The sequence below is a fragment of the Streptomyces sp. NPDC019224 genome, from assembly GCF_040632605.1.
In the GTDB taxonomy this organism is placed as follows: domain Bacteria; phylum Actinomycetota; class Actinomycetes; order Streptomycetales; family Streptomycetaceae; genus Streptomyces.
In genome coordinates this window covers 40,876-65,610 of the sequence record NZ_JBEYCF010000018.1, presented here as the reverse complement: position 1 = coordinate 65,610, position 24,735 = coordinate 40,876, and the positions used below count along the sequence as shown (strand labels likewise).

The following is a 24,735-nucleotide window of genomic DNA, read 5'->3' as shown; positions in this document are numbered from 1 at the left end:
CCCCTGTCGTCTCGACAGGTGGGAACTCTGCGGCCGTTCACATCCGCGTCGTACTCCGCTCCCTCGCGCGCAACCCCGACGCGCCCTGCGCCTTCGGGCCCCCGGGGCCTTTCGGGCGCGCCTCGACGCCCCCACGTGAAGATCGGCGAAACGTCCGCTTAACGAACACGCATCTTCCGGCAACGAACGAATTCCAGCCAAGTTTTTGACGCGGTCCTGACAGAGATGGCCGACTCCTGACACTCTTCACCCCGTTCCGCGCACTGCTTGCTCTGCCCGGACGGCTCGCCCGGCCGCCGGTACCCCCCTCGCAGAAGGAGTCCGCGTGAGATCCACGCACAGCCGCCGTACCACCGCGACCGGCGCTCTCATAGCCGCAGCCGCCCTCCTCGCCGTGGGAGTCCAGTCCGGGCCGGCCTCGGCCGCGCCGGACGCCGGCACCGCACGGACCGCCACCGCCTCCAAGGCGAACCCCGGCGCCCTGCCCAGGCAGCTGACGCCCTCGCAGCGCGCCGAGCTGATCCGCGAGGCCACCGCGAGCCGGGCGGCCACGGCGAAGGAGCTCGGCCTCGGGTCCCAGGAGAAGCTCGTCGTCCGCGATGTCGTCCAGGACAACGACGGCACCACGCACACGCGTTACGAGCGCACCTTCGACGGACTCCCGGTCCTCGGCGGCGACCTGGTCGTCCAGGAGACGAAGTCCGGCGCCACCGAGAGCGTCGTCAAGGCGTCCCGCGCCACCACCGCCCAGCTGAAGGCCGTCGACACGGTCGCGGACATCACCCCGGCGGCGGCCGCCAAGCAGGCGCTCGGCGCCGCCAAGACGGCCGGCTCGGACAGGGCGGAGGCCGCCAAGGCGCCCCGCAAGGTCGTCTGGATGGCCTCGGGCACCCCGCAGCTGGCCTACGAGACCGTGGTCGGCGGCCTCCAGGAGGACGGCACCCCGAACGAACTGCACGTCATCACGGACGCCTCCAGCGGAGCCGAGCTCTACAAGTGGCAGGCCATCGAGAACGGCGTCGGCAACACCGAGTACAGCGGCCAGGTGACCCTGGGGACCTCCGGGTCCGCCGGCTCGTACAACCTGACCGACACCGCGCGCGGCAGCCACAAGACGTACAACCTGAACCACGGCACGTCCGGCAAGGGCACCCTCTTCTCCGGCGCCGACGACGTCTGGGGCAACGGCAGCGCCTCGAACGCGGAGACCGCGGCGGCGGACGCCCACTACGGCGCGGCCGAGACCTGGGACTACTACAAGAACGTCCACGGCCGCACCGGCATCAAGGGCGACGGCGTCGGCGCGTACTCCCGCGTCCACTACGGCAACAACTACGTGAACGCGTTCTGGGACGACAGCTGCTTCTGCATGACGTACGGCGACGGCAGCGGCAACGCCAACCCGCTGACCGCGCTGGACGTGGCGGCCCACGAGATGAGCCACGGCGTCACCTCGAACACGGCCGGCCTGAACTACAGCGGGGAGTCCGGCGGCCTCAACGAGGCGACCAGCGACATCTTCGCCACCGCCGTCGAGTTCTACTCCAACACCTCCGCCGACCCGGGTGACTATCTGATCGGCGAGAAGATCGACATCAACGGCGACGGCACGCCGCTGCGCTACCAGGACAAGCCGAGCAAGGACGGGGCGTCCAAGGACGCCTGGTACTCGGGCATCGGCAGCATCGACGTGCACTACTCGTCGGGCCCGGCCAACCACTTCTTCTACCTCCTGTCGGAGGGCAGCGGCGCCAAGACCATCAACGGTGTCAGCTACAACTCCCCCACCTCGGACGGCCTGCCGGTGACCGGCATCGGCCGCGCGAAGGCGGAGCAGATCTGGTTCAAGGCGCTCACCACCAAGTTCACCTCCACCACCAACTACGCGGGGGCCCGTACCGGCACGCTCGCGGTGGCCGGTGAGCTGTACGGCACGAGCAGCGCCGAGTACAAGGCCGTCCAGGACGCCTGGGCCGGAATCAACGTCGGTGCGCGCTCCGGCGGCACCGACCCCGGCACCGGCACGGTCTTCCAGAACACCACCCCCGTGGCCATCCCCGACTACGGCTCGGCCGTCACCAGCTCGGTCACCGTCACCGGCCGCACCGGCAACGCCCCGAGCACCCTCAAGGTCGGCGTGGACATCACCCACACCTACCGCGGTGACCTGGTCATCGACCTCGTCGCGCCGGACGGCAGCACCTACCGGCTGAAGAACTCCTCCTCCAGCGACTCGGCGGACAACGTACAGACCACCTACACGGTCAACGCCTCGTCGGAGGTCGCGAACGGCACCTGGAAGCTCAAGGTCCAGGACGTCTACAGCGGGGACACCGGGAAGATCAACAGCTTCAAGCTGACCTTCTGAACCGGCCCCGCCGCACGGGTCACCGCATGGCCCGCCGCTGACACAAAACCGCCCGGGAGGAGCCTCTCCTCCCGGGCGGTTCCGCCGTGCCGGGCGGCGCTCAGCGCAACAGCACGCCCGCGCCCTCACCCGTGGCCCCGGTCGGCTGGGCGACCAGGCCGAGTTCGGCGCCGCTCCCCAGCAGCCGGTGGGCGGGCAGCACGCGCACGGTGTAGCCGTACGGTCCCGTGCGGTCCAGGGCGAGCGGGCCCTCGTACAGCCAGTGGCCCTCCAGGTCCTGGCCGCCCGCCGGCTTCAGCGGGAAGACCTGGGCCTCGGAGATCGCGTCGGACGAGTCGACCCGCCCGGCCACCGCCTGCACCTCCACGTCGTCCGGCACCAGCGCGCCCAGGGAGACCCGGACCCGCAGCGCCAGCGTGGAGCCCAGCTCCGCCGCCGTACCGGAGGCGGTCGGCGTCATCGCCTCCACGTGGTCCACGGCCACCCGCGGCCAGGCGGCCCGGACCTTCGCCTTCCAGCCCGCCAGCTCCTGCGCCCGCGCCACGTCCATGGAGCGCTGGGCGAGCGCGGCGGGGGCGTAGAGCCGCTCCACGTACTCCGCGACCATGCGGTCGGCGAGCACCTTGGGCCCCAGGGTGCCCATCGTGCGGCGGACCATCTCGATCCAGCGCCCGGGCAGCCCCTCGGCCCCGCGGTCGTAGAAGTGCGGCGCGACCCGGTCCTCGATCAGCTCGTACAGGGCATTGGCCTCCAGGTCGTCGCGCCGGTCCTCGTCCAGCGCGCTGCCCTCGGCCGTCGGGATCGCCCAGCCGAAGTCCGGCTCGAACCACTCGTCCCACCAGCCGTCCAGCACGGACAGGTTGAGACAGCCGTTGAGCGCGGCCTTCATCCCGCTCGTCCCGCAGGCCTCCAGCGGGCGCAGCGGGTTGTTCAGCCAGACGTCGCAGCCCGGGTAGAGCTTCTGGGCCATCGCCATGCCGTAGTCGGGCAGGAAGACGATGCGGTGACGGACCCGGGGGTCGTCGGCGAACCTGACCAGCTCCTGGACCAGCCGCTTCCCGCCGTCGTCGGCCGGATGCGCCTTGCCCGCGACGACGATCTGGACCGGCCGCTCGGGGTGCAGCAACAGCCCCCGCAGCCGGTCGCGGTCGCGCAGCATCAGCGTCAGCCGCTTGTACGAGGGGACGCGGCGGGCGAAGCCGATGGTCAGCACGTCGGGGTCCAGCACGCCGTCGATCCAGCCGAGTTCGGCGGGCTGGGCGCCCCGGTGGCGCCAGGAGGCGTGCAGCCGCTGCCGTACCTCGCCCACCAGCTGTTCGCGCAGGGTGCGGCGCAGCTCCCAGAGCCGGCGGGCGGGGATGTCGGCGACGGAGTCCCAACGGCCCGGCGTGCCGCCGGACTCGGTGCGCAGCCGGTAGACCTCGGGGGCGACCCAGGTGGGCGCGTGGACGCCGTTGGTGACGGAGGTGATCGGCACCTCCGGGGCGTCGAAGCCCGGCCAGAGCCCGGCGAACATCTCCCGGCTGACCGCGCCGTGCAGCGTGGAGACGCCGTTGGCGCGCTGGGCGAGCCGCAGCCCCATCACCGCCATGTTGAAGACGCCCGGGTCGCCGCCCGGGTAGGTCTCGGTGCCGAGTTCCAGGACGCGTTCGGCGGGGACGCCGGGCAGTTCGCCGTCCTCGCCGAAGTGGCGGGCGACGAGTTCGCGGTCGAACCGGTCGATTCCGGCCGGGACCGGGGTGTGGGTGGTGAAGACGGTGCCGGCGCGCACGGACTCCACCGCGGAGTCGAAGTCGAGGCCCGTCGTGGCCAGCTCGCGGATGCGTTCCAGGCCGAGGAAGCCGGCGTGGCCCTCGTTGGTGTGGAACACCTCGGGGGCGGGGTGGCCGGTGAGCCGGCAGTGGACCCGCACGGCGCGGACCCCGCCGATGCCCAGCAGCATCTCCTGGAGCAGCCGGTGCTCGCTGCCGCCGCCGTACAGCCGGTCGGTGACCTCGCGTTCGCCGGGGGCGTTCTCCTCGACGTCGGAGTCGAGCATGAGCAGGGGCACCCGGCCGACGTGGGCCTGCCAGATCTGGGCGTGCAGGGACCGGCCGCCGGGCAGCGCCAGGACGACCTGGCTGGGGGTGCCGTCGGCCTCGCGGATCAGGGTGAGGGGCAGCTCGTTGGGGTCGAGGACGGGGTAGTGCTCCTGCTGCCAGCCGTCCCGGGACAGGCTCTGGCGGAAGTAGCCGTGCCGGTAGAGCAGGCCGACGCCGACGAGGGGCACCCCCAGGTCGCTGGCGGCCTTGAGGTGGTCCCCGGCGAGGATGCCGAGCCCGCCGGAGTACTGGGGGAGGGCGGCGGTCACCCCGAATTCGGGCGAGAAGTAGGCGATGGCGGCGGGAAGCGGGCCGCCCCGCTCGCGCTGCTCCTGGTACCAGCGGGGCCCCTGGAGGTACTCCCGTAGGTCGGCGGACGCTTCGGCGAGCCGGTGCAGGAACGCTTCGTCACGGGCGAGCTCGGCGAGCCGCCCGGCGGATACGGAGCCGAGCAGGCGGACGGGGTCGCACTCCGCCGCGGAGCCGGCCGCCGGGTCGACGGACCGGAAGAGCTCGCGGGTCTCGGTGTGCCAGGACCAGCGCAGGTTGCGCGCCAGGTCGCTGAGGGGTTGGAGGGAGTCCGGAAGGACGGGACGCACGGTGAATCGACGAATGGCCTTCACGTATTCCACCTTTACAGGGGACGTACGAATCCGAGCGGGACGCACCACCATGTGCGCCGCTCCGTCACCCTCGACGGTAGCCGCGTCCCGGCGCGCCGGACACGGCGCGAAGGCGCCGCGCGGAGTGCGACCGGGGCGTTCCGGACACCCGTGCACCGCCGTCCCGTACGCCCCGCACGCGTCACCGGGCCCCTGCGGCACAGGCGTTATGGCCGATTCCTTCCCCTCGCGCGGCCTTGTGGGCCTTCTCGCCACAAGGAAAGCTGCCGGGTGGCGCCCTTTCCCACCCGCGTGCGCCGGTTCCGCACCATCCCGCGTGCGCGCGGCGGGGCCCGGCGCATTCCGTACGTCCCCCATACGCCCGAGCAGATGACATATCACCGGATTGGCCCACCATGATGCGGGGGAAGGCTTCTCCGGTACCCGGAACGAATGCATTCGGATGACGGCCGATGACGGTTCATCTCCGGCACGCGCGCGCTTCATTCCCTGGCCGCCGGTGATCGGTCCCCGGTTCGTATACGACCTGTTTGAGCTGCCATTCGAGTGAACGCGGACAGGAGCGGCCATGCCCACACCCCACCAGTCATCCACCGAGCGGCTAGAAAGGACGCAACCCCACCCTCGCGGCGCGCGCGTTCAGTCTCCGGCGCCCGCTGCCCACTCTGCCGAGTCCGAGCTCCAGCCCCCAGGTGATTCCATGATCGGTCGCATTCCCGTTCTCGACGTCCATCCGCTCGTCGATTGCGGCAGAAGGCCCGCCAAGGCCGTTGCCGGTGAGACCTTCCAGGTCACCGCGACCGTCTTCCGGGAGGGCCATGACGCGGTGGCGGCCAATGTCGTGCTGCGCAGTCCGAGCGGGCGCCCGGGCCCCTGGACCCCGATGCGCGAGCTGGCTCCGGGAACCGACCGCTGGGGTGCCGAGGTCACCCCGGACTCCGAGGGCCGCTGGACGTACACGGTCGAGGCGTGGAGCGACCCGGTCGCCACCTGGCTCCACGCGGCGCAGATCAAGATCCCGGCGGGCATCGACACCGCGCTGGTGCTCGCCGAGGGCGCCGAACTGTACGAGCGGGCCGCCGAGGGCGTGCCCAAGCGCGACGGCCGCGAGGCGGTGCTGGCCGCGGTGGACGCGCTGCGCGACGAGTCCAGGCCGGCCGAGGCGCGGCTGGCCGCGGCCCTGGCCCCCGAGGCCCGCCGGGCGCTCGACCGCCATCCCCTGCGCGAACTGGTCACCGCCTCCCGCCCGCACCCGCTGGTCGTCGAGCGCCGGCGCGCGCTGTACGGCTCCTGGTACGAGATGTTCCCGCGCTCGGAGGGGGCCAGGATCGAGCCCGCGAAACCGGCCAGGGGCCGTGGCGCCAAGTCCGCGGAGCCGCAGCCGCCCCGGATCGTCAGCGGCACCTTCCGTACGGCGGCCGAGCGGCTGCCGGCGGTCGCCGCGATGGGCTTCGACGTGGTCTACCTGCCGCCCGTCCACCCCATCGGCACGACCCACCGCAAGGGCCCGAACAACTCCCTGACCCCCGCCCCGCACGACGTGGGCGTGCCCTGGGCGATCGGTTCGGCGGAGGGCGGGCACGACGCGGTCCACCCGGATCTGGGCACGCTGGAGGACTTCGTCCATTTCGTGGAGACGGCCCGCAATCTGCGGATGGAAGTGGCCCTGGATTTCGCCCTCCAGTGCTCGCCCGACCATCCGTGGGTGCAGAAGCATCCCGAGTGGTTCCAGCACCGGGCCGACGGGTCGATCGCCTACGCGGAGAATCCGCCGAAGAAGTACCAGGACATCTACCCCCTGGCCTTCGACAAGGACCTTCCGGGCATCGTCGCGGAGAGCGTGCGCATCCTGCGGTTCTGGATGGACCGGGGTGTGCGGATCTTCCGGGTCGACAATCCGCACACCAAGCCGGTGATCTTCTGGGAGAAGGTGATCGCGGAGATCAACCGGACCGATCCCGATGTGATCTTCCTGGCCGAGGCGTTCACGCGGCCGGCGATGATGCGCACCCTGGCCGCCATCGGGTTCCAGCAGTCCTACACGTATTTCACCTGGCGCAACAGCCGTCAGGAACTCACGGATTACGTGACCGAACTGGCCCGTGAGACCGCCGCGTTCATGAGGCCGAATTTCTTCGTGAACACTCCCGACATCCTTCCGGGATACCTTCAGGAGGGCGGCAGGCCCGCCTTCGAGGCCAGGGCGGTGCTCGCGGCGACCCTCTCCCCCTCCTGGGGGGTGTACGCGGGGTTCGAGCTGTGCGAGAACACCCCGATCCACCACGGCAGTGAGGAGTACCTCGACTCGGAGAAGTACGAGATCCGGCCCAGGGACTGGGAAGCCGCCGAGCGTGAGGGCCGTTCGCTGGCCCCGCTCATCACCTCGCTCAACCGGATCAGGCGCCGCCACCCGGCCCTGCAGCAGCTGCGTGACGTTCACTTCCACTCGTCGGACAACGACGCGGTGATCGCGTACAGCAAGCGTTCCGGTTCGAACATCCTTCTGATGGTCGTCAACCTCGACCCGCACCACACCCAGGAGGCGACCGTCTCGTTGGACATGCCGCGACTCGGCCTCGACCGGCACGAGAGCGTGCCGGTGCGCGACGAGCTCACCGGCACTTCCTATCACTGGGGCAGGACGTTCTATGTGCGCCTTGAGCCGGGCGTGACGCCCGCGCACATCGCCGTCCTGCGACCGTCCCCGCCGACCGGAGGGTCACCCACACCATGATCGTCAATGAGCCCGTCCCCGACAAGTTCGAGGACACCCCGGCCAAGGACCGCGATCCCGACTGGTTCAAGCGTGCCGTCTTCTACGAGGTGCTCGTCCGGTCCTTCCAGGACTCCAACGGCGACGGCATCGGAGACCTGAAGGGGCTCACCGCCAAACTGGACTACCTCCAGTGGCTGGGAGTCGACTGCCTCTGGCTGCCGCCCTTCTTCAAGTCACCGCTGCGCGACGGCGGTTACGACGTCTCCGACTACACCGCCGTGCTGCCGGAGTTCGGCGACCTCGCCGACTTCGTGGAGTTCGTCGACGCCGCCCACCAGCGCGGCATGCGTGTGATCATCGACTTCGTCATGAACCACACGAGCGACCAGCACGAGTGGTTCCAGCAGTCCCGGACCGACCCCGACGGACCGTACGGCGACTACTACGTCTGGGCCGACGACGACAAGCAGTTCCAGGACGCGCGGATCATCTTCGTCGACACCGAGTCGTCCAACTGGACCTTCGACCCGGTGCGCAAGCAGTACTACTGGCACCGGTTCTTCTCGCACCAGCCCGACCTCAACTACGAGAACCCGGCGGTGCAGGAGGAGATCATCTCCGCGCTCCGCTTCTGGCTGGACCTGGGCATCGACGGCTTCCGGGTGGACGCCGTGCCGTACCTCTACCAGCGCGAGGGCACCAACTGCGAGAATCTCCCCGAGACCCACGACTTCCTCAAGCGGGTCCGCAAGGAGATCGACGCCAACTACCCGGACACCGTCCTGCTCGCCGAGGCCAACCAGTGGCCGGAGGACGTCGTCGACTACTTCGGCGACTACCAGAGCGGCGGCGACGAGTGCCACATGGCGTTCCACTTCCCCGTGATGCCGCGCATCTTCATGGCGGTACGGCGCGAGAGCCGCTACCCGGTCTCGGAAATCCTGTCGAAGACCCCGGCGATCCCGAACAACTGCCAGTGGGGCATCTTCCTGCGCAACCACGACGAGCTGACGCTCGAAATGGTCACGGACGAAGAACGCGACTACATGTACGCGGAGTACGCCAAGGACCCGCGGATGCGGGCCAACATCGGCATCCGCCGCCGGCTGGCCCCGCTGCTGGACAACGACCGCAACCAGATCGAGCTGTTCACCGCGCTGCTGCTGTCGCTGCCCGGCTCCCCGATCCTCTACTACGGGGACGAGATCGGGATGGGCGACAACATCTGGCTGGGCGACCGGGACGCCGTACGCACCCCGATGCAGTGGACGCCCGACCGCAACGCCGGCTTCTCCTCCAGCGATCCGGGAAGGCTCTACCTCCCCACGATCATGGACCCGGTCTACGGCTACCAGGTCACCAACGTCGAGGCGTCGATGGCCTCCCCGTCCTCGCTGCTGCACTGGACGCGGCGGATGATCGAGATCCGCAAGCAGAACCCGGCGTTCGGCCTCGGCACGTACAACGAACTGCCGTCGTCGAACCCGGCCGTGCTCGCCTTCACCCGCGAGCACGGGGACGACCTCGTGCTGTGCGTCCACAACTTCTCGCGGTTCGCACAGCCGACGGAACTCGACCTCAGGTCCTTCAACGGGCGTCATCCGGTGGAGCTGATCGGCGGGGTGCGCTTCCCCGCCATCGGTCAGTGGCCCTACCTGCTGACTCTCGCGGGCCACGGCTTCTACTGGTTCCGGCTGCGCAAGGACGCGCCGCCGAGCTGACCCGGAGGCCACCGGCGGGGCGGTTTCCACCGCCCCGCACGGGGCACTCTCCTCCCATACCGGGGGCTTAGGGAATCTTCCTGGATGCTCCTGGCGTTTCGGTCCCCTCATGTCGAGTCCGTACGGATCATCCTGACCCGACACGTCCCGCACAGCCGGACAGCCAATGCCGCAATCCGGGACACTCTTCGCATCCTGTGGTGTGCCCGGGGAAAGGACGCGATGCCATGTCGGAGGCTGCATCCGCTCAGGTCACCCTGGCGAACAGCACAGCCCTGATTCCGTCTCTCGGACCGCTGCTCCACGAATGGCTGCCCCGGCAGCGGTGGTTCGCGGGCAAGGGGCGGGCCATCACCGCCTTCTCGCTCGTCTCGGCCACCGAGATACTGCCGGTGGACGGCAGCGACGACTCCACCCCCGGGCTCCTGCACCTGCTGGTCCGGGTCCATCAGCCCACGATGCCCGCCCAGCCGCCCGTGGACTGCTACCAGTTGCTCCTCGGGGTGCGCTCCGTCCTGCCCCAGCACCTCGCGCCCGCCGCCATCGGCCGGGTGCCGGACGGGCCGCTGGCCGGGCTCGCGGTCTACGACGGCCTGCACGACGCGCGCCTCGCCTCGCTGCTGCTGGAAAGGCTGCGCACCCCCGGCCGGCTCGGGGACGTGCGCTTCGACCGCGGAGCGCAGCCGATCCCGGAGGACCTGCCGCCCCGGGTGCTGGACACCGAGCAGTCCAACTCCTCGCTGGTGTACGGCAATGCGTACATCCTCAAGATCTTCCGGCGGGTCTTCCCGGGCACCAATCCGGACCTCGAACTGCCCCTCGCGCTCTCCCGCGAGGGATGCGGTCGGGTCCCGGCACCGGTGGCCTGGTTCGAGGCCGCGACCCCGGAACGGTTGACGCTCGGCGTGCTCCAGCCGTTCCTGCGCGGCGCCCAGGACGGCTGGCAGCTCGCCCTGCGCGCCCTCACCACGGGGCACGACTTCCTGGCCGAGGCGAGGGCGCTGGGCCGCGCCACGGCCGAGGTGCACACCGCCCTCGCCGCCGCCCTGCCCACCCCCGTGCTCCGCCGCTCCCAGACCGACGAGCTGGCCGCCGCCATGGTGGAGCGCCTGGAGGCCGCCGCCCACGCGGTACCGGAGCTGGTGCCGTACGTCCCCGGGCTGCGCACCGCTTTCGACGCGGTGGCCGCGCTCGGGCACCGGGGGCGCAGCTGGGCCGCCCAGCGGGTGCACGGCGACCTCCATCTCGGCCAGGCCCTGCGCGGCACCGACGGTTTCTGGTCACTGATCGACTTCGAGGGCGAGCCGTCCCGGCCGCTCCCGGAGCGCCGCAGCCCGCAGCCCCCGGTGCGCGATGTCGCCGGCATGCTCCGCTCCTTCGACTACGCGGCCCGCTCGCACCGGCCCTGGAAGCCCGAGTGGGCCGCCCGCTGCCGGGACGCCTACTGCGACGGCTACGCCGAGGCGGCGGGCACCGACCCGCGCGCCGAGCCGGAGCTGCTGCGCGCCCACGAGACCGACAAGGCGGTGTACGAGGTGCTGTACGAGGCGCGGCACCGGCCCGACTGGCTCCCGGTCCCGATGGCCGCGATCCACCGCCTGGCCTCCGCCTCCGCCTCCGCCGGCTGAGGTCGCCCCGCTCCCCCGTACCGCCCGATCCGTCCCACCCCGCCAACATCTCCGAGGAGGCAGTCTCTGTGACCGCCCGCAAGCCGTCCCGCAAGTCCGCGCCCGCCCCCGAGCTCCCGCTCACCGAGGAACCGATCGCCGCCACCCTCTCCGCGCCACCGGCCGCCCCCGCCGAACACGCGGAGGCCGTCGCCGGAGCGGCGGCCGGGTCCGCGGCAGCGGCGGAGCCGGCCGCGCCGCCCGCCAGGAAGCGCACGACCCGGGCCCCGAGAAAGGCCGCCGCGGCGGGCGCCGCCGCCCCGGCCAAGCGCGCGAAGAAGGCCGCGGCGCCGCCCCGGCCCCGCAGCGCCGGCAGCCAGGAACTGCGCCCGGCCGCCCCGCTGGACGCCGGTGACCGGGGCCGGCTGCTGGCCGGCGAGCACCACGCCCCGCACGACCTGCTGGGGGCGCACCAGGTGAGCGGCGGGGTGGAGATCCGGGTGCTGCGCCCGTTCGCCCGGGCCGTCACCGTGCTCGCGAAGGGGTTGCGGGCGCCGCTGCACAGCGACGGGGACGGGCTGTTCTCCGGGCTGCTGCCGCTGCCGGAGGTCCCGGAGTACCGGCTGCTGGTGGCGTACGACGACAACGAGATCGAGACCGACGACCCGTACCGCTTCCTGCCCGCCCTCGGGGAGCTGGATCTGCACCTGATCGGCGAGGGCCGGCACGAGGAGCTGTGGACCGCGCTCGGGGCCCGGCCGATGGAGCACCAGGGCGTCGCCGGGACGAGGTTCACGGTGTGGGCGCCCAACGCCCGGGGTGTCCGGGTCTGCGGCGACTTCAACTACTGGGACGGCACGGGCTTCCCGATGCGGTCGCTCGGCTCGTCCGGGGTGTGGGAGCTGTTCCTGCCCGGGACCGGGGAGGGCACGCTGTACAAGTTCGACGTCTGCCGCCCCGACGGTTCGCACACGACGCGCTCCGACCCGATGGCCCGGCACACCGAGGTGCCGCCCGCCACGGCCTCGGTCGTGACCGCCTCGCACCACGTCTGGCAGGACCGGGAGTGGATGGCGAAGCGCGGGAGCGTGCCCGTGCACGAGGCGCCGTTCTCGGTGTACGAGGTGCATCTGGGTTCCTGGCGACCGGGCCTGACCTACCGTCAGCTCGCCGAGCAGCTGCCCGCGTACGTCAATGAGCTGGGCTTCACGCATGTGGAGCTGATGCCCGTGGCCGAGCACCCCTTCGGCGGCTCCTGGGGGTACCAGGTCACCGGCTTCTACGCGCCGACCTCCCGGATGGGTTCGCCGGACGACTTCCGCTTCCTGATCGACGCCCTGCACCGGGCCGGGATCGGCGTCATCATGGACTGGGTGCCCGCGCACTTCCCGCGCGACGACTGGGCGCTCGCCGAGTTCGACGGCCGGCCGCTGTACGAGCACTCCGACCCGAGGCGGGCCGCGCACCCGGACTGGGGCACCCTGGAGTTCGACTACGGACGCACCGAGGTGCGCAACTTCCTGGTCGCCAACGCCACGTACTGGTGCGAGGAGTTCCACATCGACGGGCTGCGGGTGGACGCGGTCGCCTCGATGCTCTACCTGGACTACTCGCGCGAGGACGGCCAGTGGTCGCCGAACGAGTTCGGCGGGCGGGAGAACCTGGACGCGGTCGCCTTCCTCCAGGAGATGAACGCCACGGTCTACCGGCGCAATCCGGGCGTGGTCACCATCGCCGAGGAGTCCACCGCCTGGGACGGCGTGACCCGCCCCACCGACCACGGCGGTCTGGGCTTCGGCCTGAAGTGGAACATGGGCTGGATGCACGACTCGCTGGTCTACGTCTCCAAGGAGCCGGTGCACCGCAAGTACCACCACAACGAGATGACGTTCTCGATGGTGTACGCGTACAGCGAGAACTACGTGCTGCCGATCTCGCACGACGAGGTGGTGCACGGCAAGCAGGCGCTGGTCAGCAAGATGCCCGGCGACTGGTGGCAGCAGCGCGCCAACCACCGCGCCTACCTGGGCTTCATGTGGGCCCACCCCGGCAAGCAACTGCTCTTCATGGGGCAGGAGTTCGCGCAGGGGGCGGAGTGGTCGGAGGGCCACGGCCCGGACTGGTGGCTGCTGGACCCCTCGTACGAGGCGGCGGACGACCACCGCGGGGTGCGGACGCTGGTGGGCGACCTCAACGCGGTGTACGGGGCGACGCCCGCGCTCTGGCAGCGCGACACCCGCCCGGAGGGCTTCGCCTGGGTGGACGGGGGCGCGGCGGAGGACAACGTGTTCGCGTTCCTGCGCCACGACGCGAAGGGGGCCCCGCTGCTGGCCGTCTGCAACTTCTCGCCGGTGGTGCGGCACGACTACCGGCTCGGGGTGCCGGAGGGCCCCCGGCTGTGGGCGGAGGTCCTGAACACGGACGCGGCCCGGTACGGCGGCAGCGACGTGCTCAACGAGGAGCCGCTGAAGTCGGAGGACGTGCCGTCCCACGGCAGGCCGTCGAGCGTGTCGCTGACGCTGCCGCCGCTGGCGACGGTGTGGTTCAAGCCGGCGTGACGGGGTGACGCGAGGAGGGGGCGGGGCCGGTGGCCCCGCCCCCTCGGGCGGTTCAGAGCACGTCGTCCAGTTCCTGGAGGAGCCGCCGCTTGGGGCGGGCGCCGACCATGGACTTCACCGGTTCACCGGCGCGGAACACCATCAGGGTGGGCATCGACAGGACGCCGTACCGGACGCTGACGCCGGGGTTGCGGTCGACGTCGATCCGGACGACGCGGAGCCGTTCGCGCTCCTCCTCGGCGATGGCGCCCAGGACCGGGGCGAGCTGGCGGCAGGGGCCGCACCAGTCGGCGGTGAACTCCACCAGGACGGGCCGGGTCTCCTCCAGCACCTCGGCGTCGAAGGTCTCGTCGGTGAGCTCGTCGACACCCGTTACGTGGATCATCTGTCATCCTCCCAGTTCGCAGCGTGGTTCGGGGCCGCCGGGCAGCTCGGCGGACGCCTCCAGCTCGGCGCGGGCCAGCTGGGCGCCCACCTCCGCGCGGACGGTGCGCAGCTGCTCGATGAGCGTGTCGAGCTCGCCGAGCTTGCGCCGGTAGACGGCGAGCGAAGCGGGGCAGGCGTCCCCGGCGGGGTGGCCCGCCCGCAGGCACTCCACGAAGGGCCGGGTCTCCTCCAGGCCGAACCCGAAGTCCTGGAGCGTCCGGATCTGCTGGATCAGCCTGAGGTCGCTCTCGTCGTAGGTGCGGTAGCCGTTCACCGCGCGCCGCGCGGGCAGCAGCCCGCGCGACTCGTAGTAGCGCAGCGTCCGCGTCGTCGTCCCGGCCCGTTCGGCCAGCTCCCCGATTCGCATGCCGCGACCGTAATCCTTGACGCCGACGTCAAGGCAAGGACGTGTCAGACCTTGGCGGGTGCGGGCGTCTCCTCGTGGCCGCCGTCCCGCGCCTCGGGGACGTGCGGCTCGGCGGGCCCCTCGGGGTCGAGCATCTTCTCGTCGAAGGGGAGGGCTCCGGAGAGCACCCGGCCGACCCGTTCGCGGTCGATCTCCTTGGTCCAGGTGCCGACGAGGACCGTGGCGACCGCGTTGCCCGCGAAGTTCGTCAGGGCGCGGGCCTCGCTCATGAAGCGGTCGATGCCGACGATCAGGCCGACGCCGTCGACCAGCTCGGGGCGGTGCGACTGGAGGCCGCCGGCGAGGGTGGCCAGGCCGGCACCGGTGACGCCGGCCGCGCCCTTGGAGGCGATGACCATGAAGACCAGCAGGGAGATCTGCTCACCGACGCTCAGCGGGTCGCCCGTGGCGTTGGCGATGAACAGCGAGGCCATCGTGAGGTAGATCGCGGTGCCGTCCAGGTTGAAGGAGTAACCGGTCGGCACGGTGATGCCGACGACGGGCTTGCTGACGCCCATGTGCTCCATCTTCGCGATCAGCCGGGGCAGCGCCGACTCGGAGGAGGAGGTGGACAGGATCAGCAGGAACTCGCGGCCCAGGTACTTCAGCAGCGCGAAGATGTTCAGCCCCGCCACCAGGCGCAGGATCGCGCCGAGCACCACGAAGACGAAGAGCGCGCAGGTGACGTAGAAGCCGATCATGATGACCGCGAGGGACTTCAGCGCGTCCACGCCGGTCTCGCCGACCACCGCGGCCATCGCGCCGAACGCGCCGACCGGGGCCGCCCACATGATCATGGCGAGGATGCGGAAGACGAGGCGCTGGATGTGCCCGATGCCGCGCAGCACCGGCTCGCCGGCCGGGCCGAGGGCCTGCAGCGCGAAGCCCGCGAGCAGGGCGATGAGCAGGGTCTGGAGGACCTCGCCCTCGGTGAAGGCCGACACGAGGGTGGTCGGGATGATGCCGAGCAGGAAGTCCGTGGTGGACTCGCCGGCCCCCTCGGCCTGCTTCTCCCCGGCGGCGCGGACGGCGTCGGTGAGGTGGAGGCCGGAGCCGGGCTCCAGGATGTTGCCGACGACCAGGCCGATGGCCAGGGCGACCGTCGACATGACGAGGAAGTAGCCGAGGGCGAGCCCGCCGACGGCACCGACCTTGGCGGCCTTGCGGACCGAGCCGACGCCCAGGACGATCGTGCAGAAGATGATCGGCGAGATCATCATCTTGATCAGGTTCACGAACCCGGTGCCGATGGGCTTGAGCTCGACGGCGGCGTCCGGGGCGACGAACCCCACGAGGATGCCGAGGGCCACGGCCACGATCACGGCGAGATACAGGTACTTCGTACGGTCCGGCCTGGTGCGTTCCGGCTCGGTGGCGGTCACTGCCACGGGGGTCTCCTCGGGTCGTCGTCGTCCCGCCCCCGTCCCGGGGGCCCCGGCGACTATCCCGCCCGCTGTGACGGCGGTCACCCTTACGTGCATTTCGTTCACAGGTGGGGTCGGCCATCGGGGGGTGGAAGAAGGAGCGGGGCTGGGTGCGTGCAGCTGCAAGGCGGAGGATTGAGCCATGGCGGAGCCATGGTGATTGACGACAACGCCGCAGATGCGCGTGCCCAGCCCCGCGACGCCGCCCCCCGATGGCCGACCCCACCCAGGTTTTCGGCCAGGCACACTGATCGGCATGCGTTTTCCCCGTACCCGTCCGCGCAGCCTCGCCGGTCAGCTGTTCGCGATGCAGGTGGTGCTGGTGGCGGCGGTGGTCGCGGGGTGCGCCTTCTTCGCGTACGTCTCCGGGCGGGGGCAGGCCGAGGAGACGGCGGCGCGGCAGGCGCGGGCGGTGGCCCTCGCGGTGGCCGGATCGCCGTCCGTCCGGGAGGCGATCCGCACGGCCGACCCGTCCGCCGCGCTCCAGCCGTACGCGGAGCGGGTGCGGAAGGACACCGGGATCGCGTTCATCACGATCATGAGCCCGGACCGGGTCCGCTGGACGCACCCGGACGCCGGCCGCATCGGCGAGACCTTCCTCGGGCACACCGCGCGGGCGCTGCGCGGCGAGACCTTCTCGGAGACGTACACCGGGACGCTCGGGCCCTCGATCCGGGTCGTCACGCCGGTCCGTGACGGCGGCCGGATCACCGGGCTCGTCAGCGCGGGGATCACCGTGGACCGGGTCTCCTCGCAGGTGCGGGCGCAGCTGCGCGCGCTGGCGCTGGCGGCCGGCGCGGCGCTGGTGCTCGGCGGGCTCGGCACGTACGTGATCAACGCGAGGCTGCGGCGGCACACGCACGGGATGAACGCGGCGGAGCTGAGCCGGATGCACGACTACCACGAGGCGACCCTGCACGCGGTGCGGGAGGGGCTGCTGATGCTGGACGGGCAGCGCCGGATCGCCCTGATCAACGACGCGGGCCGGGATCTGCTCGGCCTGGCCCCGGGCACCGTCGGCCGCCGGGTCGCCGAGCTGGACCTGCCGGCCCCGCTGACCGGGGCGCTGCTCGCCTCCGAGGAGCGGGTGGACGAGGTGCACCTGACGGCGGACCGGGTCATCGTCGTCAACACCCGTCCGGTGGTCGGCGGCGAGCGGCGCGGGACCGTGGTGACCCTGCGGGACCACACCGAGCTCCAGGCGCTGTCCGGGGAGCTGGACTCGGAGCGCGGCTTCACCCGGGCCCTGCGCGCTCAGGCGCACGAGGCGGCGAACCGGCTGCACACGGTGGTCTCGCTGATCGAGCTGGGCCGGGCGGAGGAGGCGGTGGGCTTCGCCACGGCCGAGCTGGAGCTGGCCCAGGCCCTCACGGACCGGGTGGTGGGCGCGGTCGCCGAACCGGTGCTCGCGGCCCTGCTGCTGGGCAAGGCGGCCCAGGCGAACGAGCGGGGCGTGGAGCTGGTGCTCGCCGAGGACAGCCTCATCGACGACGGGGCCCTGCCCGCGTCGCTGCCCGCCCGCGATGTGGTGACCATTCTCGGCAACCTGATCGACAACGCGGTGGACGCGGTGACGGGCGCGCAGGAGGCGGCCGTGCCGGCCCGGCGCGGGCGGGTCACGGTCACCGCGCTCGCCGACGGCGGCGAACTGCTGCTGCGGGTCGCGGACAACGGGGCCGGGGTCGCCCCGGCGGACGCGGCCGAGGTGTTCCGGGCCGGCTGGTCGACGCACGGCGCGGGGCGCGGGCTCGGGCTGGCCCTGGTCCGCCAGGCCGCACACCGGGGCGGTGGGACGGTGGCGCTGGAGCAGGGGCCGGACGGGGGCGCGGAGTTCACCGTACGGCTGCCGCTGGCCGGGGACAGGGGTGCGCCTGTGGCGACGGGGGGCTGTCGGGTGCCGAGGGAGAGCGTCTCGTGATCCGGGTCCTGGTCGTCGAGGACGACCCCGTGGCGGCCGACGCCCATCAGCTGTACGTGGGCAGGGTGCCGGGCTTCGCCGTGGCGGCCGTGGCGCACTCGCGCGCCGAGGCGGTGCGGGCGCTGGAGCGCACGCCGGTCGACCTGCTGCTCCTCGACCTCTATCTGCCGGACGGGCACGGCCTGGCGCTGCTGCGCTCGCTGCGGGCGGCCGGTCACTCGGCGGACGTGATCGCGGTGACGTCGGCCCGCGACCTGGCCGTGGTCCGCGAGGGCGTGTCGCTGGGGGTCGTCCAGTACGTGCTGAAGCCGTTCACCTTCGCCACGCTGCGGGACCGGCTCGTGCGGTACGCGGAGTTCCGGGCGGCGGCCGGTGAGGCGAGCGGTCAGGACGAGGTGGACCGGGCGCTCGCCGCGCTGCGCGCCCCGGAGCCGGCCCGGCTGCCCAAGGGCCTGAGCGGTCCGACGCTGGAGGCGGTGACCGGGGCGCTGCGGGCGGCCCCGGACGGGTTGACGGCCGCGGCGGCGGGCCTGGAGCTGGGGATCTCGCGCATCACCGCGCGCCGCTATCTGGAGCACCTGGTGACGGTGGGGCGGGCGGTGCGCAGTCCGCAGTACGGGCAGGTGGGCCGGCCGGAGCTGCACTACCGGTGGCGGCCGGAGGGGCGCTGAGCCGCGCCCGTCCCCCCGCCGCGGCACCGGGGCCCGCGGACGCGGGCCCCGGCCCTGTCAGAAGACCGACTCGGCCTCGTGCATCCGGTCCAGCGGGACCGTCTTGAGCTGGGTGACCGCCTCGGCGAGCGGGACCATCTCGATGTCGTTGCCGCGCAGCGCGGTCATCCGGCCGAAGTCACCGCGGTGTGCCGCCTCCACCGCGTGCCAGCCGAAGCGGGTGGCGAGGACGCGGTCGTACGCGGTCGGGGTGCCGCCGCGCTGGACGTGGCCGAGGATGACCGGCCGGGCCTCCTTGCCGAGCCGCTTCTCCAGCTCGACGGCCAGGCGGTTGCCGATGCCCTGGAAGCGCTCGTGCCCGTACTGGTCGATCTCGCCCTTGGCGTACGGCATGGAGCCCTCGGCGGGGTGCGCGCCCTCGGCGACGCAGATGACGGCGAACTTCTTGCCGCGCGCGAAGCGCTCCTCGACCATCTTGACCAGGTCGTCGACCTCGAACTCGCGCTCGGGCAGGCAGATGCCGTGCGCCCCGCCGGCCATGCCGGACTCCAGGGCGATCCAGCCCGCGTGGCGGCCCATCACCTCGACGACCATCACGCGCTGGTGGGACTCGGCGGTGGTCTTCAGACGGTCTATGGCCTCGGTCGCGACGCCCACGGCGGTGTCGAAGCCGAAGGTGCGGTCGGTGGAGGAGATGTCGTTGTCGATGGTCTTGGGGACGCCGACGACGGGCATCCCGGCGTCCGACAGCATCCGGGCCGCGGTGAGCGTGCCCTCGCCGCCGATCGGGATCAGCGCGTCCATCCCGTAGCGCCGGCTCAGCTCGGCGCAGTTCTCGGCGGCCTCGCGCAGCCGGTCGCGCTCCAGGCGGGCCGAGCCGAGGATGGTGCCGCCGCGGGCGAGGATGCCGCTGACGGCGTTCAGGTCGAGGGGCCGGAAGTGGCCGTCGAGGAGGCCCTTGAAGCCGTCCTCGAAGCCGATGACCTCGTCCCCGTGGCCGACGACGGCCCGGTGGACGACCGAACGGATCACTGCGTTCAGGCCGGGGCAGTCGCCGCCTGCGGTGAGAACTCCGATGCGCATCCTGCTGTATCTCCTGCTCGCTGGGCCCGTCCGTTGGCATCCGGAACGGGGCTTCTTCCGCTTCCCCCGTACCGTGAGTCACGACGAGTGTCCCACGCCGGGGGCACGGCTCGCGCTCCCGGCTGCTCCGGGGGCTCCCCCGGGCACCTTCCCGGGGCAGTCGTCCGGCGGGCGGTCCCTGCGCCCCCACGGGTATCGTCAAACGGGCGATTACCACTCGAACCGGGCACCATACCGGACCAGAGACGACGGGAGAGCACGCGTGACGCGCAGCGTGTACGTGACCGGGATCGACCGGGGAGACGGCCGCCAGGTCGTCGACCTGGGCGTCATGGAGCTCCTGACGCGCCAGGTGGACCGGGTCGGGGTGTTCCGCCCCCTGGTCCACGACGACCCCGACCGGCTGTTCGAGCTGCTACGGGCCCGCTACCGGCTGTCCCAGGAGCCGGGCACGGTCTACGGGATGGACTACCACGAGGCGTCCGCGATCCAGGCGGAGCAGGGCACCGACGAACTGGTCTCCCGGCTCGTCGAGCGCTTCCACCGGGTGGCCGTGGACTACGAGGTGGTGCTCGTCCTCGGCACCGACTTCGCCGCGACCCAGCTCCCCGACGAGCTGGCGCTCAACGCCCGGCTCGCCAACGAGTTCGGCGCCTCGGTGATCGCGGTGGTCGGCGGCAAGGACCAGAAGGCCGAGTCGGTGCGCGCCGAGACGCGCAACGCGTACCGGGCCTACTCGGGTCTGGGCTGCGACGTCCTCGCGATGATCGTGAACCGGGTGGCCCCCGCCGACCGCGACGACGTCGCGGAACGGCTCGCCGCCACCCTGCCGGTCCCCTGCTCGGTGCTGCCGGACGACCCGGCCCTCTCGGCGCCGACGGTCGCGCAGATCACCGCGGCCCTGAACGGCACGGTGCTGCTCGGCGACGACTCGGGGCTGGCCCGGGACGCGCTGGACTTCGTCTTCGGCGGCGCGATGCTGCCGAACCTGCTGAAGGCGCTGACCCCGGGGTGCATGGTGGTGACGCCCGGGGACCGCGCGGACCTGGTGGTCGGCTCGCTGGCCGCGCACAGCGCCGGGACGCCGCCGATCGCCGGTGTGCTCCTGACCCTGGACGAGCGGCCGGGCGAGGAGATACTCACGCTGGCCGCACGGCTCGCCCCGGGCACCCCGGTCGTCTCGGTGGCCGGCGGCTCCTTCCCCACCGCCGCGGAGCTCTTCGCCCTGGAGGGCCGGCTGGGCGCGGCCACCCCGCGCAAGGCGGAGACCGCGCTCGGCCTCTTCGAGCGCCATGTGGACACCGCCACCCTCCTCGACCGGGTCTCGGTCGCCCGCAGCGGCCGGGTCACGCCGATGATGTTCGAGCACGAGCTGCTGGAGCAGGCGCGCGCGGACCGGCGCCGGGTGGTGCTGCCGGAGGGCACCGAGGAGCGGGTGCTGCGGGCGGCGGACGTGCTGATGCGGCGCGACGTCTGCGACCTCACGCTGCTCGGCGACCCCGACGTCATCCGCAAGAAGGCCGCGGACCTCGGCATCGACCTGGCCGGCACCCAGCTCATCGACCCGCAGACCTCGGAGCTGCGCCAGTCGTTCGCCGAGCGGTACGCACAGCTGCGGGCGCACCGCGGGGTGACGGTCGAGCTGGCGCACGACGTCGTCTCGGACGTCAACTACTTCGGCACCCTGATGGTCCAGGAGGGCCTGGCCGACGGCATGGTCTCCGGGGCGGTGCACTCCACGGCCGCGACGATCCGGCCCGCGTTCGAGATCATCAAGACCAAGCCGGACGCCTCCATCGTCTCCTCGGTCTTCTTCATGTGCCTCGCCGACAAGGTGCTGGTGTACGGCGACTGCGCGGTCAACCCGGACCCGGACGCCGAGCAGCTCGCGGACATCGCCGTCCAGTCGGCCGCCACCGCCGCCCGCTTCGGCGTGGACCCCCGGATCGCGATGCTGTCGTACTCCACGGGGACCTCGGGCACCGGCGCGGACGTCGACAAGGTCCGCGAGGCGACGGACCGGGTGCGCGCGAGCCGCCCGGACCTCCGGATCGAGGGCCCCATCCAGTACGACGCGGCGGTCGAGCCGAGTGTCGCCGCGACCAAGCTGCCCGGTTCCGAGGTGGCGGGGCAGGCGACGGTCCTGATCTTCCCGGACCTGAACACCGGCAACAACACCTACAAGGCCGTGCAGCGCTCGGCCGGCGCCGTGGCCGTCGGCCCGGTCCTCCAGGGGCTGCGCAAACCGGTCAACGACCTGTCCCGGGGCGCGCTCGTGCAGGACATCGTCAATACCGTGGCCATCACGGCGATCCAGGCACAGGGCGAGGAGTGACCCGCATGACCACCCCGAACACCGAAGAAGCGACGGCCACCGGCGGCCCCGGCCGGGTGCTGGTGCTCAACTCCGGCTCGTCCTCGGTGAAGTACCAGCTGCTCGACATGCGCGACCGTTCCCGGCTCGCGTCCGGGCTCGTCGAGCGGATCGGCGAGGAGACCTCCCGGCTCGTCCACACCCCGCTGGCCGGCGGCGGCGAGCCCCGGGAGCGCAGGGGCCGGATCTCCGACCACGACGAGGCCCTGAAGGCGGCGGCCGAGGAGCTGGCGGCGGACGGGCTCGGCCTGGACTCCCCCGAGCTGGCGGCGATCGGGCACCGGGTGGTGCACGGCGGGCTGCGGTTCACGGAGCCGACCGTGATCACCGACGAGGTGCTCAAGGAGATCGAGCGCCTGGTGCCGGTGGCGCCGCTGCACAACCCGGCCAACATCACCGGCATCCGCACCGCCCGGGCCCTGCGCCCGGACCTGCCGCAGGTGGCGGTGTTCGACACGGCGTTCCACACGACGATGCCGGAGCACGCGGCGCGGTACGCGATCGACGTGGAGACGGCCGACGCGCACCGCATCCGCCGCTACGGCTTCCACGGCACCTCGCACGCGTACGTCTCCCGCAAGGCGGCCGAGCTGCTGGGCAAGGAGCCGGAGGACGTCAACGTCATCGTGCTGCACCTGGGCAACGGGGCGTCCGCGTCGGCGGTGGCGGGCGGCCGGTGCGTGGAGACGTCGATGGGCCTCACCCCCTTGGAGGGGCTGGTCATGGGTACCCGCTCCGGGGACATCGATCCGGCCGTCACCTTCCACCTGAAGCGGGTGGCGGGGATGTCGGCGGACGAGATCGACGTCCTGCTCAACAAGAAGAGCGGCCTGGTGGGGCTGTGCGGGGACAACGACATGCGGGAGATCCGGCGCCGGATCGACGAGGGCGACGAGCGGGCCGCGCTCGCCTTCGACATCTACGTCCACCGGCTGAAGAAGTACATCGGCGCCTACGCGGCGGTCCTCGGCCGGGTGGACGCCGTGGTCTTCACGGCCGGGGTCGGGGAGAACTCGGCCCCGGTGCGGGAAGCCGCGATCGCAGGGCTGGAGGGGTTCGGCCTGGTGGTGGACAGGGACCTCAACGCCGTACGGTCCGGGGTGCCGCGGCTGATCTCACCGGATGACGCACGGGTCGCGGTCGCCGTGGTGCCTACGGACGAGGAGCTGGAGATCGCCCATCAGACCTTCGCACTGGTCGACAACTGAGCGGCCCCGCGCCCTTTTGTATCTTCCACCAGCCGGAATATTCCGCAGCGAAACAAACCGATAGGATCCGCCCCATGCGCCGTTCCAAAATCGTCTGCACCCTCGGCCCCGCCGTCGACTCCCATGAGCAGCTCGTCGCTCTGATCGAGGCCGGCATGAGCGTGGCCCGTTTCAACTTCAGTCACGGCTCCCACGCGGAACACCAGGGTCGTTACGACCGGGTCCGCAAGGCCGCCGCCGAGACCGGGCGGGCGGTCGGCGTGCTCGCCGACCTCCAGGGCCCGAAGATCCGCCTGGCGAAGTTCGCCGAGGGTCCGGTCGAGCTGGTCCGCGGGGACGAGTTCGTGATCACCGCCGAGGACGTCCCCGGGGACAAGTCGATCTGCGGCACGACCTACAAGGGCCTGCCCGGTGACGTCGCCAAGGGCGACCCGATCCTGATCAACGACGGCAACGTCGAGCTCAAGGTCGTCTCCGTGGACGGCCCCCGGGTCCACACCATCGTCATCGAGGGCGGGGTGATCTCCGACCACAAGGGGATCAACCTGCCGGGTGCCGCGGTCAACGTCCCGGCCCTGTCCGAGAAGGACGTCGAGGACCTGCGCTTCGCGCTGCGGATGGGCGCCGACATGGTCGCGCTCTCCTTCGTCCGGGACGCCAACGACGTCAAGGACGTCCACAAGGTGATGGACGAGGAGGGCCGCCGGGTCCCCGTCATCGCCAAGGTGGAGAAGCCGCAGGCCGTCGAGCACATGGAGGGCGTCGTCATGGCGTTCGACGGTGTGATGGTCGCCCGTGGCGACCTCGCCGTCGAATACCCGCTGGAGCGCGTCCCGATGGTGCAGAAGCGCCTGGTGGAGCTGTGCCGGCGCAACGCCAAGCCGGTGATCGTGGCGACCCAGATGATGGAGTCGATGATCACCAACTCCCGTCCCACCCGCGCCGAGGCGTCCGACGTCGCCAACGCGATCCTGGACGGCGCGGACGCGGTCATGCTCTCCGCGGAGTCCTCGGTCGGCGCGTACCCGATCGAGACGGTCAAGACCATGGCGAAGATCGTGGTCGCCGCCGAGCAGGAGCTGCTCTCCAAGGGCCTCCAGCCGCTGGTGCCGGGCAAGAAGCCCCGCACCCAGGGCGGTTCGGTGGCCCGCGCGGCCTGCGAGATCGCGGACTTCCTGGGCGGCGAGGCACTGGTCGCCTTCACCAAGTCCGGTGACACCGCCCGCCGGCTGTCCCGCTACCGGGCCGCGCAGCCGATCCTGGCCTTCACCACGGACGAGTCCACCCGCAACCAGCTGGCCCTCAGCTGGGGCGTCGAGGCCCACGTGGTCCCGCACGTCGACAACACGGACGCGATGGTCGACCTGGTCGACTCGGAGCTGCTGAAGCTGAACCGCTACAACGCCGGTGACACGATGGTCATCACGGCCGGCTCGCCCCCCGGGGTCCCCGGCACCACCAACATGGTCCGCGTCCACCACGTGGGCGGCCAGGACCAGGGCTGACGCCCGGCATGAGCACGGTGCCCCCGGTTCCTCCGAACCGGGGGCA

15 protein-coding genes are annotated in these 24,735 nt (G+C 71.8%); 10 read left to right on the top strand and 5 right to left on the bottom strand.

Annotated elements, in window-relative coordinates:
* Positions 1–325 precede the first annotated feature (325 nt).
* Positions 326–2,368, top strand: a complete 2,043-nt coding sequence (locus ABZ564_RS14515; RefSeq protein ID WP_360855049.1) for a M4 family metallopeptidase — start codon at positions 326–328, stop codon at positions 2,366–2,368.
* Positions 2,369–2,468: 100 nt separating this feature from the next.
* Here the strand turns inward: ABZ564_RS14515 and glgP are convergent, their stop codons facing one another.
* On the bottom strand, positions 2,469–5,072 hold the full coding sequence (gene glgP, locus ABZ564_RS14510) for an alpha-glucan family phosphorylase (protein ID WP_360855046.1): 2,604 nt from the start codon (positions 5,070–5,072) through the stop codon (positions 2,469–2,471).
* A gap of 700 nt (positions 5,073–5,772) precedes the next feature.
* Between glgP and ABZ564_RS14505 the strand changes: the two genes are divergently transcribed.
* From ABZ564_RS14505 to glgB, 4 genes are all read left to right on the top strand, one after another.
* Positions 5,773–7,806 carry an alpha-1,4-glucan--maltose-1-phosphate maltosyltransferase gene (locus tag ABZ564_RS14505; RefSeq protein WP_360855043.1) on the top strand — a complete coding sequence of 678 codons (2,034 nt, stop codon included), beginning with the start codon at positions 5,773–5,775 and terminating at the stop codon, positions 7,804–7,806.
* Positions 7,803–9,509, top strand: a complete 1,707-nt coding sequence (gene treS, locus ABZ564_RS14500) for a maltose alpha-D-glucosyltransferase (protein ID WP_360855040.1) — start codon at positions 7,803–7,805, stop codon at positions 9,507–9,509. Before ABZ564_RS14505 ends, treS begins: the two co-directional genes overlap by 4 nt.
* Positions 9,510–9,736: 227 nt before the next feature.
* On the top strand, positions 9,737–11,137 hold the full coding sequence (locus tag ABZ564_RS14495) for a maltokinase (protein WP_360855037.1): 1,401 nt from the start codon (positions 9,737–9,739) through the stop codon (positions 11,135–11,137).
* A 68-nt stretch (positions 11,138–11,205) separates the two neighbouring features.
* Positions 11,206–13,674, top strand: coding sequence for a 1,4-alpha-glucan branching enzyme (gene glgB / locus ABZ564_RS14490; RefSeq protein WP_360855034.1), 2,469 nt, complete (start codon positions 11,206–11,208; stop codon positions 13,672–13,674).
* 52 nt (positions 13,675–13,726) lie between these two features.
* Here glgB and trxA read toward each other — a convergent pair whose 3' ends face one another.
* The 3 genes from trxA to ABZ564_RS14475 are packed head-to-tail and all read right to left on the bottom strand — an operon-like array spanning position 13,727 to position 15,888.
* Positions 13,727–14,059, bottom strand: coding sequence for a thioredoxin (gene trxA / locus ABZ564_RS14485; protein ID WP_360855031.1), 333 nt, complete (start codon positions 14,057–14,059; stop codon positions 13,727–13,729).
* A 3-nt stretch (positions 14,060–14,062) separates the two neighbouring features.
* Positions 14,063–14,467: a MerR family transcriptional regulator gene (locus ABZ564_RS14480; protein ID WP_360855028.1), complete on the bottom strand. Its 405-nt coding sequence runs from the start codon at positions 14,465–14,467 to the stop codon at positions 14,063–14,065.
* A gap of 44 nt (positions 14,468–14,511) precedes the next feature.
* Positions 14,512–15,888, bottom strand: a complete 1,377-nt coding sequence (locus ABZ564_RS14475) for a cation:dicarboxylase symporter family transporter (RefSeq protein WP_360855202.1) — start codon at positions 15,886–15,888, stop codon at positions 14,512–14,514.
* Positions 15,889–16,186: 298 nt separating this feature from the next.
* Here ABZ564_RS14475 and ABZ564_RS14470 point away from each other — a divergent pair, with 298 nt between their 5' ends.
* Both ABZ564_RS14470 and ABZ564_RS14465 read left to right on the top strand, forming a co-directional pair.
* Complete coding sequence (locus tag ABZ564_RS14470) at positions 16,187–17,848, top strand: ATP-binding protein (RefSeq protein ID WP_360855025.1); 1,662 nt, start codon at positions 16,187–16,189, stop codon at positions 17,846–17,848.
* A complete protein-coding gene (locus ABZ564_RS14465; protein WP_360855021.1) occupies positions 17,845–18,519 on the top strand; it encodes a response regulator in 675 nt (224 codons plus the stop codon). The genes ABZ564_RS14470 and ABZ564_RS14465 overlap by 4 nt, the downstream gene beginning before the upstream one ends.
* Positions 18,520–18,576: 57 nt before the next feature.
* Here the strand turns inward: ABZ564_RS14465 and ABZ564_RS14460 are convergent, their stop codons facing one another.
* Positions 18,577–19,602, bottom strand: coding sequence for an ATP-dependent 6-phosphofructokinase (locus tag ABZ564_RS14460; protein WP_360855018.1), 1,026 nt, complete (start codon positions 19,600–19,602; stop codon positions 18,577–18,579).
* A 262-nt stretch (positions 19,603–19,864) separates the two neighbouring features.
* Between ABZ564_RS14460 and pta the strand changes: the two genes are divergently transcribed.
* From pta to pyk, 3 genes are all read left to right on the top strand, one after another.
* Positions 19,865–21,937, top strand: coding sequence for a phosphate acetyltransferase (gene pta, locus ABZ564_RS14455; RefSeq protein WP_360855013.1), 2,073 nt, complete (start codon positions 19,865–19,867; stop codon positions 21,935–21,937).
* A gap of 5 nt (positions 21,938–21,942) precedes the next feature.
* Positions 21,943–23,184, top strand: a complete 1,242-nt coding sequence (locus ABZ564_RS14450; RefSeq protein ID WP_360855010.1) for an acetate kinase — start codon at positions 21,943–21,945, stop codon at positions 23,182–23,184.
* Between the two features lie 74 nt (positions 23,185–23,258).
* Positions 23,259–24,689: a pyruvate kinase gene (gene pyk / locus ABZ564_RS14445; RefSeq protein ID WP_360855007.1), complete on the top strand. Its 1,431-nt coding sequence runs from the start codon at positions 23,259–23,261 to the stop codon at positions 24,687–24,689.
* Positions 24,690–24,735: the final 46 nt, after the last annotated feature.

Bases quoted from the DNA above. Each gene is read 5' to 3' on its own strand.
- ABZ564_RS14450 (WP_360855010.1), top strand. From the start codon at position 21,943: ATGACCACCCCGAACACCGAAGAAGCGACGGCCACCGGCGGCCCCGGC.
- trxA (WP_360855031.1), bottom strand. From the start codon at position 14,059: ATGATCCACGTAACGGGTGTCGACGAGCTCACCGACGAGACCTTCGAC.
- pyk (WP_360855007.1), top strand. From the start codon at position 23,259: ATGCGCCGTTCCAAAATCGTCTGCACCCTCGGCCCCGCCGTCGACTCC.
- treS (WP_360855040.1), top strand. From the start codon at position 7,803: ATGATCGTCAATGAGCCCGTCCCCGACAAGTTCGAGGACACCCCGGCC.
- ABZ564_RS14470 (WP_360855025.1), top strand. From the start codon at position 16,187: ATGCGTTTTCCCCGTACCCGTCCGCGCAGCCTCGCCGGTCAGCTGTTC.
- ABZ564_RS14505 (WP_360855043.1), top strand. From the start codon at position 5,773: ATGATCGGTCGCATTCCCGTTCTCGACGTCCATCCGCTCGTCGATTGC.
- ABZ564_RS14480 (WP_360855028.1), bottom strand. From the start codon at position 14,467: ATGCGAATCGGGGAGCTGGCCGAACGGGCCGGGACGACGACGCGGACG.
- ABZ564_RS14460 (WP_360855018.1), bottom strand. From the start codon at position 19,602: ATGCGCATCGGAGTTCTCACCGCAGGCGGCGACTGCCCCGGCCTGAAC.
- ABZ564_RS14495 (WP_360855037.1), top strand. From the start codon at position 9,737: ATGTCGGAGGCTGCATCCGCTCAGGTCACCCTGGCGAACAGCACAGCC.